Origin of the sequence: Porphyrobacter sp. YT40 (genome assembly GCF_006542605.1) — a bacterium.
Lineage (GTDB): Bacteria > Pseudomonadota > Alphaproteobacteria > Sphingomonadales > Sphingomonadaceae > Erythrobacter.
The window spans coordinates 2,551,604-2,565,123 of record NZ_CP041222.1 but is presented as its reverse complement, the minus strand read 5'-3'; the positions used below and the strand labels follow the sequence as shown (position 1 = coordinate 2,565,123).

Genomic DNA, 13,520 nt, shown 5'->3' with positions numbered 1-13,520 from the left:
GGATGGATCTGATCGGGATCGAGAACGAGGCTGAATTCTTCCCGTCCGGGACCCTTTCGGACGTGCTGAAGGAGGAATTGCAGGACATCACGTCGCGCTGGGGCGGCCTCGACAAGGGGGCTCATCCGGTGGAGCGGCTTTCCCGCGTCGCCACCCCGACCATCGAGGCGCTGCGGCAGGTCCGGAACGCCTCCGACCAGACACGGCAGTCGGAATCGGTCCGGGACGCTCATCACGCGCTCCTTGCCGCTCTCGGTTACACCTGGAGGCGGGAAACGGCGCTTACAGCCCTCAACGGAAGCCCGGTGATCCCTCTCGTCGGCCGGGTCGCGGACGCGTCCGGTCGTGACGCCCTCTGGATAATCGAGGCGCCGATTACCGATGCCGACGATGAGGCGGCCGATCCACTCGGGGTCAAGTTCACGCCGGAGCAGTTCCCGGAGGAGCTTCGAGAGGCGGCGCTGCTCGACCGATCGATCGAGGAAACGATCGCGGAGGGTGTGTTCGAGCTCCCTGACGGGCCTCGTCATCTCCTTGTCCTCGGCTTGTCCCAGATCGTGCTCGTCGACAAGCGGAAATGGCCGGCCCGGTCGGTGCTCCGTTTCGACCTCCAAGAGATATTCACCCGGGCGGAGCGCGATACGCTCACCGTCATGGCCTGCCTCATCGCGCGCGAGGCGCGCGTTCCAGAGCAGGGGGTGCCAATATCAGACCGGCTCGAAGAGGAGGCGCAGCGGAACGCCAACGCGGTCACCACCTCACTGAAGCGGACCGTTCGGGACGCGATCGAGCTGCTCGGCCAGGAGGTGCTCGAAGTCACCGGGGGCAAATACCCGTCTACCTTCCCGGAACCTGGTCGCCGTGGAGTTTGGATCGATGGGCCAGAGCTCTCGCGCGAGTGCTTGCGCTACATGTATCGCCTCCTGTTTCTGTTCTACGCGGAGGCGAATCCCCGGCTGAACCTACTGGACCTTCGGAATCCGATCTACGCGACTGGATATTCCCTGGAAGCGCTTCGCGAGCTCGAATCCGTTCCGCTTCGGACAACCGCTGACCGCGAGGGAACATTCCTCTGGGACAGCCTCCAGCGAACCCTCAACCTCCTCCACGACGGGCTGGACCTGGTCGACGAGGGGAAGGCGACCGGACTGCGCCTCCCAGCGGTCAAGGTATCCCTGCTCGATCCGGAGAGTACGCCGCTTCTCAACGGGCTCCGGCTCCGGAACGAGGCGATCCAGAAGGTGATCCGCCTCTTGTCGCTCCGGTCAACTGGGAAGAGTACCGGTCGGATTTCCTACGCGAAGCTGGGGATAGGCCAGCTGGGCGCGGTCTACGAGACCCTGATCTCCTTCACCGGGGTCGTCGCCAAGACGGACCTGATCGAACTGAAGCCGCGGAAGGGTCGATCGGCGGAGGCAGATGACGATGGTACCGGCGAAGCGGCCGAGGTCGATGAGGACGCAGAGGAAGAGGATGTCACAGGGGAGGCCGATAGTGAACCGGAGGATGACGTGTTCCGCCGGGACAAGGTGGACCCGCTTGCGCCAAGCTGGTTCGTTCCAAGGAGCCGGATCGGCGAGTTCGCCGCCGAGGAGATCGTCTTCAAGGGGGCTGAGGCGCTAGTCTACCCCAAGGGGACCTTTATCTACCGGCTCGCGGGCCGCGACCGCGAGAAATCCGCCTCCTATTACACCCCGGAGCCGCTCGCCCGCCTGCTGGTCAAGCACGCGCTCATGGAGCGGTGCCGCTGCCTGACAGCCGACGAACTTCTCGACCTGAAGATCCTCGAACCGGCGATGGGGTCCGCCGCCTTCCTCGTCGAGACGACGAACCAGCTCGCCGATCTCTATCTCGAACGGAAGCAGAAGGAGACGGGCCGGACCATTCCGCAAGATCAGGTCGTCATCGAGAAACAGCGTGTCCGGGCTTATATCGCGGACCGGAATTGCTTCGGGGTAGACCTCAACCCAATCGCGGTCGAGCTTGGCGCGATCTCCCTGTGGCTCAATAGTCTGCACGCAAGCGATTTTTCGCCGTGGTTTGGCGATCAGCTTCACGCCGGGAACTCCCTGATCGGTGCGCGCCGCGCCACCTATTCGACCGATCTGCTTAGCGCGAGGGCGCAGGCGGACCTCTGGCTCAACGGCAAGCCGGAAGAGATCGGCTGGCGCAAGCGCCTGCCCGAGGGGCATGTCTGGCAGTGGCTCCTGCCCGCCAAGGATATGGCAAACTTCGATAAGGACAAATCGATCGCCCCCTTTGCCAAGGACGCCCAAGATCAAATCAAGGCGTGGCGGAAGGATGGCTTTTTCAAGAAGCTCGAGCCGCATGAGATCAAGTTGCTCCAGAAGCTCAGTCGCGTTGCCGAGGCACTGTTCGATCAGGTGGCTGACGATCTTGCCCGCTCTCGTGTCGCAGCCAACGACGAGATAACGATCTGGCCCGATAAGGTGATGCCCGGCAATAAGGGCATGGATTTCCATGACAAGGCGCGTCTGAACGCGCGCATCACCGGTGAGGACCGCGCCACCAATACCTTACCCTACAAGCGCCTGAAGACGGCGATGGACGCCTGGTGCGCGCTCTGGCTCTGGCCACTCGACGAGGTGGATCAACTACCCAGCCGGGCAGAGTTCCTTCAGGGCATGGCGATGATCCTCGAAGGTGGGTTTACCGCTGACGGTGCGCTCGCCGCACCAAGCATCGAGGAGTTCTCGGAACCCGCGCCGGATTTCTTTGACCGGCTGGAACCCGACGCGCCCGCGCGCGACCTGTTCAAGGCGGCAGCCAAGCGGCAGGAGGGGTTGTTCCGCGAAACGAATGTTGAGGCGCTGATCGATAATTTCGACTGGCTGAAGACGGCGGTCGAGGTCGCCGAGCGAGAGCGCTTCGTACATTTCGACCTGATCTTCGCCGACGTGATGAAGGCGCGTGGCGGGTTCGACGTGATCGTCGGGAACCCACCCTGGGCAAAGCCATCGTGGAACGAAGGGTTGGTGCTGGCCGATATTGACCCGCTTTACGCTGGGCTGTCTGCCTCGGACGCGAAGAAGGTTTTGCCCGAGGCGCTGCCGAAGGCCCCGCCCGTGCGGCGCGAGGGCCGGCTGCTTCCAGCGACCGAAGTCTTCCTGCAAGACTTCGTGTCGACCCGGGGGGCGATGGAGGTGACCTCGTCCGAGGTGATGAACCCCTTCGCCGGAGGCGGGTCGAACAACCTCTATCGCTGTTTCATCGATCTGGCGTTCCGGCTGGTCGCGCCGGAGGGGTGCGCGGCGCTAATCCATCAGGACGGGCATCTGGGAGATCCTAAATCAGGTCATTTCCGAGAGCATTGGTACAAACGCGCGTCACGTCATTTTCATTTCAGAAATGAAATCAAACAGAAAATGTTCACGGAAGTCCATAATGAAACCGAGTTTTCACTGAACGTTTACAGGGGAATAGACAATGCAATTGAATTTGAGCAGTTTACTCAGGCATTCCTTCCCTCTCAAGTTGAAGACTCGTACGATCATGACGGCGCAGGGCCAATAACTACAATCAAGAATAGTGAAGGAAAATGGGAGACGCGCGGCCACAGAGAGCGCATCATTAAGTTCGACGAGGCGTCAATTTCAGCGGTACACGAGCTTTCGGAAAGACCTGATGTTCCAATCTATCAGGCTAGGTTCATTCAGCCATTCTCAAAGAGGGTGCTCGCAGTCTTCCGGAATCTCTCTCGGCATCCGAAATTAGAGGCAGCAATCCCGACAGTATCACGGGCAATTTCTACATCGGAAGGCGAGCAAACCATCGAGTTGCCAACGTGGCATATGTCATCAGGCTGGCATGAAAGTGGACGTCAAAAGGATGGTACGATCCGAAAGGAAACGAGCTTCCGAAGAGTGGAGGAGATGATACTACAGGGTCCCATATTCCATGTGGGAAACCCGCTGTATAAAACTCCACGGGCGATATGCATCTCGAACAAAGCCTACGACGTTATCGATCTCCCTGCTGCGCATGAAGACTATGTTCCGAGGACTAATTTTGGTGCTGCGCTATCGATTGGCGAATACACTAGACGTGCTCCTGCAGTTCGGTGGGACCAGACGCGGTCGCACACAGATTTCTTTCGTATGGGATTCCGGAAAATGCTGGCGCTCAACGGCGAGCGAACACTTATTGGAGCGTTGTTGCCTCCGGGAGTTACACACATCGACTCCGTGCAAAGCGTGGCGTTCGCCGACGAAGCATATCTTGTTAAGTTTCAACCCATCGCTCTGTCCTTGATTTCTGATTTTGTGATCAAGGCAACTGGCAAGCAAAATCTTCATGAGGACGAAGTCGGAGCCCTGCCATGGATTGAAGCCGGTTCAACGGCTTACAGCAGAGCTCTGCGTCTCGGGTGTCTCACATCCGCTTATGCTGATTTCTGGAACCGCCATGCAGCTGCGCTTGATGTGCTCCCTTGGTCTTCCCACGATCCCCGCCTCAAAAATGAAGGGCCAATTAAAGGCCCCTCGGAATGGGATCGAGGAGCTGGTCTGCGCTCCGACTTCGCTCGTCGGTTGGCATTGATAGAGATCGACGTGCTCGTCGCTCAAGCGCTGGGCTTAACAATTGAACAGCTGATCGAACTCTACCGCATCTATTTCCCACTCATGCAGCAGTATGAGCGCGGTACATGGTTCGACCAAACAGGGAGAATTGTTTGGACGAATAATAGCAGTGGCCTGCCCGGCGTCGGCTGGCTTGACGAACGCGGCAAAAGCCCCGGCCGCGCCGCCTGGGAGAAGATCCTCGCCGAGAACCCGTCGGAACTGACCTGCACCGCCATCGACGACACGATGCCCGGCGGCCCTCGCACCGTGACCCGCCACTTCGTCGGACCCTTCACGCAATGTGACCGGATCGAGGACTACAGGTGCGCTTGGGCCCATTTCGAGCGGCTGAAATCCGACAAGGCCGCTTGAGATGAACCCGATCCTCCTTGCTCGCCATGTCCAGGAGAGCCTGCGCGAACTGGTCCACACGACCCTGAACAGTTCGAGCCGGGCCTTCGAGGGCATGGTGGATCGGTTCCTCGAAGAACCCGCAAATTTCATCAAGGGCCCGTGGATTTCGGTCGACATGCCGTTCCGGCAAATTGACGGGGCGGCGAATGGGGCCTGGGCGCAGCCATTCCCTGAAATCCCGCTGCGTTTTGCCCCCTACCAGCACCAGATCGATGCCTTCGCGCGGCTAAGTGGCGAGGGCATGCGCTCGACCCTCGTGGCGACCGGGACCGGATCGGGCAAGACAGAGTCCTACCTCTGGCCGATCCTCGATCATTGCCGGCGAAATAAGGGAAAGCCGGGGATCAAGGCGATCCTGATCTATCCAATGAACGCTCTGGCGACCGACCAGGCGCGCCGGATTGCGGCCGCGCTATCCGGGATCCCATCCCTGCACGGGGTGCGCGCAGGGATTTACGCGGACGCCGAACCCAAGAACGCGACGCACGAGGTGACGGCGGACAGCATCATCACCCACCGTGAGACGATGCGGCGCAACCCGCCGGATATTCTGCTCACCAACTACAAGATGCTCGACTACCTCCTCCTGCGCGGGCGGGACAAGCCGTTGTGGCAGGCCAACGATCACGAGACCCTGAGATTTCTCGTTGTAGACGAAATGCACACGTTTGACGGCGCGCAGGGGGCGGACCTTGCCTTGCTCCTGCGGCGCCTCAAGTATCGGCTTGGGACCCCCGAAGGACACCTCGTCTGCGTTGGCTCCTCGGCGACGCTGGGTTCCGGGGACGAGGCGGCAACGGAGCTCCGGCGCTACGCGGAGACGATTTTCGGCGAGCCGTTCGATGCAGACGCTGTTATCCGGGAAACCCGGAAAACGCCCAACGAGGTGTTTGGCGACCCCGAATATGTCGATCGCCCTGATCCCGTTGGTATCCACGCCGCCCTGCGGGAGGCGGTGGAGCTCGATCAACCGTTCGCGGCTCAGCGGCTGGCTCACTGCCTCTTCCCTGACGAAGCCGACCCGGACTTCGCAGTTCTTCGCGACGGGAACCCTGCCGACTCTGCTTGGCGGATCGCGCTCGGAGAACGGCTCCTTCAGCACCACCTTTGCCAGCGCGCGCTCAAGATCATCGCCGAGCATCCGGGGCCGGCGTCGCTCGACGCGATCACAGCGGGTCTCGCGCAAGTGCGCGTATTGCGGGACTGGGTGGCAGCGGACCACCGAGCCCTCGCCGAACTGGTGGTCGCCTTGGTCGCCTGGGCGCGCTCTGGAGCGGTCGACAACCCGCGCCCTCTGTTCAACGTCCGGCTCCAAATCTGGGTCCGGGAGATGTCCCGCATGGTGACGAACCTGCCGCGTCTTGAAGCGGTCGGGCGACGTTCGACTATGCACCTGTCCCACGCACTCGACCTCGACCGCCAGGCACTCCGTCGTTCCCTCCCGGTTGTGAACTGCAACCGGTGCGGCGCAACGGCCCATGTTGGTCGCCTGAACTCGGGGTCGAAATCTTGCTGGGCCCCGCTAGACCAGCTTTACGAAGAGTTCTTCGACGAGAATGGTGCCGACCGGATCCGTCTCTTTTATCACGACTCCATCGATCGCATGGTACAGGCGAGCGGTGGGGGCAGTCAGATCGTCAAAGGGCTGCTCGATGCGGAGTCGGTCGACTTCACCCCCGCAGACCACGAGGGACTCGAGCCAGGTTCAGCATCCCCGGTCTGGATGTACAGCCCGACTGATGGTCAGGGACGGATAGATCGGACTTGCCCCGCTTGCGGTCAGGCCCGCGGGCTCCTCCTGTTTGGAATGCGGGCCGCCCGACTGACGACCGGGATCACCGGAACCCTCTACACCTCGGCGCAGAATGAAGAGCGACCGGAAGCGAAGCCGCGTTTCCTGATGTTCTCGGACTCGGTTCAGGACGCGGCGCATCGGGCCGCGATTGCGGAAACGCGAAACGCCCTCTCCGTCTATCAGAAGTCCCTGTTTACTGCGTTGACCGGCGCGGAGACAGGGCAGATGACCCTTCGGGAGGTGATTGAGGAGGTCCCTGCTGCACATCTCGATGCACTCGGGGCTGACGATTTCACCGCACTCTTCATCGCCAAGGAGCAGACTTGGCGCCGCAGGTATCAGGACCTGATCCGCGACGGGATTTCGATTTCGGACCCTGTCTTCCTTGAGCAGATGCAACTCCGCCTCGGCTGGGAGTATTTTGTCGATCTGAGCTACCGGGCGCATTTCAGCCACACACTCGAAGTCAATGGAATGGCGGCCGCGGACGTCGCGGTGGACCTGTTGCGGTCCTCGGCCGAGCGCCTAGCGAACGAAATCCGCAACGCGTTCCCGGGCGCGCCGCAGATTAACCCGAACGTACTCACTCAGTTCTTGTCCGGAATCGTGCAGCGGATGCGTCAACAGGGGGCCGTCGGCCACCCCTATGTTGTCAATGCGGTGGCGACAAGCCAAGCTGCGCGTGGCCTGAACTGGTACCGTGCGGCGGTCCAGATGGGGCTCGGCCAGAGCAGAACTCTGCCAGTGCCGAACTATCGCAGAGGGCTAGCTCCTACTCCGATCACCCTTCAGGGCAGTCCGCCAGGATTCGAGCGGATCACCCGTAACCACGTCTCGAACTGGTACCGAGACTGGCTCTTCCGTGCGCTGGGGCCAGTCGATCTGCAGGTCGGGACTGACCCGGACACGATCTATCCGATTGTCCTGAACCGGCTGGAAGCCGATGGCCTTGTCCGACGGGTAAATGGTCCGGACGGGCAAAACTGTCACGCGTGGCTCCTCGAGCCAGAGCATGTCACCGTCTCGACCGCCACTCTCGGGCTTGTTTGCGGCCGATGCGGGCGTCACGAGACCGCTCTCGCAGAGAACGCAGAGAGCGCGCTGGGGGCTCCTTGTGCCCGGATTGGATGTGACGGTTATTTGGAGGCAGCTTCCGTGCCGACGCGGCCAGCTCTCCGCCGGTCACTCGCCTCCGACCGAAATCACCGGGTCGTGGCCCGTGAGCACACCGGGATTCTCGAGGCGGATGAGCGGTTGCGGGTTGAATCCGGCTTCATAAAAGGGGAGGCCCGTTGGGCCCCCAACCTGATCTCGGCAACCCCGACGCTCGAGATGGGGATCGACATCGGAGACCTGTCGACCCTGCTCCTTAGTTCCGTCCCGCCGGAGGAAGCGAACTATGTCCAGCGAATGGGTCGGAGCGGGCGCCGCGACGGTAATGCGCTGAATCTGGTCCTCGCTAACGCCCGCGCCCATGATCTCCAGTTCTGGGAGGATCCGACCCCGATGCTGGCCGGCCAGGTACGTCCTCCGGGTGTGTTCCTCGCTGCAGAAGAGGTGCTTTTGCGTCAGGTGACAGCGTTCACCCTCGATGCCTACGTATCCGCCTCTGCGGAGAGCGGAGATTACGGGAAGGTCCGGGATGTCCTGAAGCGCCGCGCTGCCGGAGCGGCCGAGGGGTTCCCGGTAGAATGGCTAGACCTCGTGCGGGTACGCGGGGCTGAGTTCGCCCAAGTCTTCTTGTCCGGCCTGCCCCCGGAGGTGCAGGAGCGCGCTGACCTCGTCGAGCGTGTGAGGGCCTATTTGACCGGCACCGACTCACGGTCGATCGGTTGGCGGGTCGGGACCGCATTCGATGCGGCGGCGGAGGAGAGAGCGAATCTCCTGCAGAAGCGGGAGGAGGCAACACGCGAGCTGGAACGGTTGCGGCGGCGTCGAGCCGAGCTGACGGAAGAGGAGTTCGAGAAGCGGGAGCAGGAGATCTCACGGGACCGGACAGAGATCAACCGGCTGATCAGAAGTGGAATTGACGACGTCCCGGTCATCAAGTTCCTGACAGACAAAGGCGTACTGCCAAACTATGCCTTCCCCGAGGAGGGGGTGAAGCTGACCTCGATCCTGTCCCGGCGCAACGACTCCGCCAGGGACGAAGATGGCCTCCTTTATCTCGAGTATTCCAGGCCGGCCAGCTCGGCGCTTTCTGAATTTGCGCCGGGCCAGTTCTTCTATGCGAACGGCCGCCAGGTTCAGATAGAGCGAATCGAAATCGGTAAGGACGACCTTACCGCCTGGACCTTCTGCCCATCCTGTTCGCACGTCGCGCATAGGATTGAGGGGACGGAGAGCCGCACCTGCCCGAAGTGCGGCGATGATATGTGGTCTGACACCGGGGCGCAGCACGAGGTCGTGAGGCTCAAGTCGGTAATCTCGGTTGATAGCGAGGAAAAAGCAGCCATCCGTGACTTGGACCAACGGGACCAACGGCAGTTCGACCGGGTCCTGATGCCGTTTCACAATCCTGAGGATATCGCCACGTCCTGGTTTACCAGCCGCGATACGGGAACACCCTTCGGCTTCGAATTCATTCCATACTGCACGTTCCGCGACTTCAACTTCGGCCCGAAATCCAGTCTTCCCGGGCCGAAAATCGCAGGCGATCGCCGACCTGCGCAACCGTTCCGAATTTGCCGGCACTGCGGCGGCCTGCAGAAACCCCCACGAGATCCAGAGGATCGCGGAACGCACCCGCCAAACTGCCGCGTCGTGCGAGAGACAGATCTGCCGCGGGACCGGTGGGAAACAGATGTTTTCCTGATGCGCGGGTTCGATACGGAGGCGATCAGGATCGTAATCCCCGTCGTGGGAGACGCAGATGACGACGATCTGAAAAGCTTCGTTGCAGCGATCAACCTCGGCATGCGGCGCCATTTCGCCGGGAAGGTGGACCACATCAGGTCCACGGTATTCGCGGCGCAGCTGGACGGAATGACCACGGTACGCAGCCTCTATCTTTACGACTCTGTTCCCGGCGGTTCGGGCTATCTGCGCCAGATCGGCGAGCATCCGGAAACGATGCGGTCGGTGATCACGCGCGCAGCGGAAGCGCTACGCGACTGTCCGTGTAACCAGGAGACGGACCGGAACGGGTGCTTCCGCTGTGTTAAGCCTTACCGGTCACAGTTCGGACCCGGGGAGCCGGATCGGGACAGGGCGCGCCAGCTGATGGAGGCGATCCTTCAGAAATGGGACAGCCTGACCCGGACCGAGACCGGGATCGATGAGTCGATGCGCGGTGCACTGGTTGAGAGCGCGCTCGAGAAGAGGCTCCTCAGCGCCTTGTCCGAACTTTACGGCGACGGAGCCCTGACTCCGCAGGTGCTCGCCGGCGGGCGCCGTGGCTTCGTGTTACGGGCGGGGCGAACAGAGGCGCCGCGCCTCTGGACAATCGAACCGCAGGTCCAGATCGACGCTCGGTTTCGAGGTCTCCCGAAGAAGCGGATTGACTTCCTGCTCACTCCGATCGGACGCGCCGGGCACCTCCCGGTCGTGATCGAGATGGACGGACTCGAATACCACGCGGGCACCGTCGCCCAGGATTTGCTTGACCGGATCACCATGATCCGGTCCGGGGAGGTGCGCCTCTGGACCCTCTCGTGGCGAGACCTCGACCCGGAAGATCGGGGCCTGCTCAACCCGCTGACAGAATCGGAGCTCGGCGCAGAGAGGATCGGGCGTCTCGGACGGGTCCTGGCCCATCCAGGGTTCGCATCCGTTGCTGACACCGTTCGGAGATTCCAAACGGAAACCGCTCTCGCAGCGCTCCGGCGCCTGCTCGACGGGGAGGCCGAGGAGGATGCGCCAACCAGGTCTGTCTTGGTCCGGGCCCTCGTGGCGACGGGCAGGCCGTTGGATCAACTGCCCAGATCAGCTGCTCTCTCCGAGGAAGGGCGCGGGTTCCTGCGGACCCCAGAGCTCGCAGAGCATGTCGGAGCTGGAGCGATCGATCTTTATTTGGCGTGTCAGAAGATCTCGCCAAGCGAATGGCTTCAATCCGACAAAGACCTGCGGCTCGTTCTTCGGGCTGTGCTACCGGACCCGGGCGCAGCGCCTGCGGCGAAGGCTGTTTACACGGATACCTGGCGCGGTCTGTGGCGGCTTGTGAATCTGTTCCAAGGGGTCCGTGGGTTCCATGTTGAACTTGACGGACTCGACACCCTGTCGCCGCCCGATATGTCCGATCGATCGGATCCGCCTGATAGCGCGGCAGAGGCCTGGATGGAGGCGCGCGCCCTTTGCGACGAGGCTTTCCACCCCCTGATCGATGCGCTGATCGCTGCGGAGGCCCCTGCACCGGATCGGTTCGGGGACGACCTGCTAGCCGGGGGGCGGGTCGTTGGAATGATGGAGTTCGGCTGGTCTGCGGCCGGGCTCGCCGTCGCGGAGGAAATCCATGACGGCGTTGGCTGGAACCTGATCCTGTTCGAACCGGACACAAATCCGGTCGGGGAGGTCGTCACACGGGTTCTGCAAGCACTTGAAGAGGCACAATCATGACAGACACGATTACCAAGCGGGTCTCCTATGACATCGGCTGCATGAAGAGCCTAAGGAAGCTCCCAGACAAGGTGGCGATCCGGTTCATGGACATGATGACCCGCTACATGTCCGACCCGTCCTGCAATGGGCTGAACCTTGAGACGGTCGAGGGGGCAAAAGACAGCTCGATAAAGTCCCTCCGGGTCGACCAGGCGTATCGTGCGGTCGCCTTCGAGGTGGGGCGAGACATCATGTTCGTTCACGTCAACGAACACGACAAGGCCTATCGTTGGGCGGCAGGTCGGCGAGTCAAGCTTGATCCGGATACCAATCGGATCCGGGTGATCGGGGAGATCGACGCGGCGGTGGAACCGGTCGCCGCTCCGATAGTGTCGGAGCCGCGTCTGTTCGCCGAGGTTTCCGACAAGCGGCTCCATGCCCTCGGGGTTGCGGAGGAGGAGATCCCAGCAGTCCGGCTCGTCACAACCATCGAAGCGCTCGAGGCAGACGAGGACCGGTTCGACCCGCTCACCTATCAGGTCCTTTACGCGGTTGCGGCCGGTTTCAGCGATGACGAGATCCGTACGCTGACCGGAGTTGGGGAGGAGCAGGAGTTAGCGGCGGCAAAGTCGGATGCGGACCTGACGTTCGACCGGCTCATCGAAACAGAAGAGAGCCGCCAAACCATCTTCATCCCCGACTCAGAGGCTGAGCTGCGGCGCGTATTTGAGGAAGGGTTGGAGGGTTGGCGGGTCTTCCTGCACCCGGAGCAGCGCAAGATTGCCTATCGAGACTACAACGGCCCGGCTATGGTGCGAGGCGGTGCCGGTACCGGCAAGACGGTGGTCGCCATGCACCGGGCGAAGCACCTCGCCGACCAGATCGAGAATGATCCGACCCGTGCAGGCCAACGGGTCCTGCTTACCACTTTCACGACCAGTCTCGCACAGGACATCGAGGCCAATCTTCGGACGCTTTGTCCAGGGCATCTCGACGCCCGTCCTCCTCGGATCGAGGTGATTAACCTCGACCGCTGGGTATCCCAATTCCTCAAGCGCAAAAGCTTCGAACGGCAGGTGGCGTATTTCGGTGAGGCGCGCGACCGGCTCGATCAGATCTGGCGGGAGGTATTCGACGATCATGAGTTGCCCGAAGGGCTGTCGGAAGCCTTTGTCAGGGCGGAGTGGGCCCAGATCGTTCAGGCAAAGGGCCTGACCGATCAGCGTGCCTACCTAAAGGCGTCCCGTGCTGGCCGCGGCACTCCGCTTGACCGACGCAAGCGGACACTCCTCTGGGACCTGTTCGCCGATTATCGGGCGCGGATGATCAGCGAGGGGCTGGCCGAACCGGACGATGCCTATCGCGAGGCGACCGACATCCTGTGCGCGGAAGCGCCGAATCTTCCCTATGCGGCAGTCATTGTGGACGAGGCGCAGGATATGGGAGAGCAGGCGTTCCGCTTGATCCGTGCGATCATGCCGGAAACGCCCTCCGGGGACCGGAACTCTATTTTCATTGCCGGGGACGCGCACCAGCGCATCTGCGCACGCCGGGCCAGCATGTCTGCCTGCGGGATCAATGTTCGCGGGCGATCCCGGCAGCTTCGACTGAACTACAGGACGACCCAGGAGATCAGGGCCTGGGCAGTCTCCATCCTTGAGGGGGTGAGCGTAGACGACCTTGACGAGGGGACAGACACGCTGCGCGGCTATGTGAGCCTCATGCATGGGCCCGCGCCTCAGCTTGTCACGTGCCGGTCGGAATCTGACGAACTGGATGGCCTCGTCTCCTGGGTTCGAGCACTTTCCCCGGAAGACATCCGCCTTGCCGATATCGGAATTCTGTGCAGCAGAAGGGCAGATATAGATCGAGTTCAGGGATCGCTGAGAGCAGCGGGTATCGACACCGTGGTCCTCCAGGCTGGCACCGCCGATGATCGCTCCATCCCCGGGGTCAGGATTACTACGATGCACCGGGCGAAGGGGCTCGAGTTCTTCGCTGTGGCAATCCCGTTCCTATCCGAGTCGACCTTCCCGCCCGCCGGCGCGTTGAAGGCGGCCGTCGATGCGGCGGACCGGGAGGATGTGATCGCCCAGAGCCGCTCGCTTCTCCATGTGGCCGCGACCCGCGCAAAAGGGGTATTGCGCATCTCCTTTTCCGGCGAGCCAACAAAATTGATGTCAGCTTAGCGC

General features: G+C 61.9%; 3 protein-coding genes. All 3 read left to right on the top strand.

Annotation, left to right across the window (positions count from 1 at the left end):
- Positions 1-2 precede the first annotated feature (2 nt).
- From E2E27_RS11945 to E2E27_RS11935, 3 genes are read left to right on the top strand one after another with little or no spacing between them, the layout of a single operon-like run.
- Entirely contained in the window at positions 3-4,955 is a 4,953-nt protein-coding gene (locus E2E27_RS11945; RefSeq protein WP_181443428.1) for an Eco57I restriction-modification methylase domain-containing protein, read from the top strand.
- Between the two features lies 1 nt (position 4,956).
- Positions 4,957-11,346 (top strand): DEAD/DEAH box helicase, encoded by a 6,390-nt coding sequence (locus E2E27_RS11940; protein ID WP_141459462.1) that lies wholly within the window; start codon positions 4,957-4,959, stop codon positions 11,344-11,346.
- Entirely contained in the window at positions 11,343-13,517 is a 2,175-nt protein-coding gene (locus E2E27_RS11935; RefSeq protein ID WP_141459460.1) for a UvrD-helicase domain-containing protein, read from the top strand. Before E2E27_RS11940 ends, E2E27_RS11935 begins: the two co-directional genes overlap by 4 nt.
- Positions 13,518-13,520: the final 3 nt, after the last annotated feature.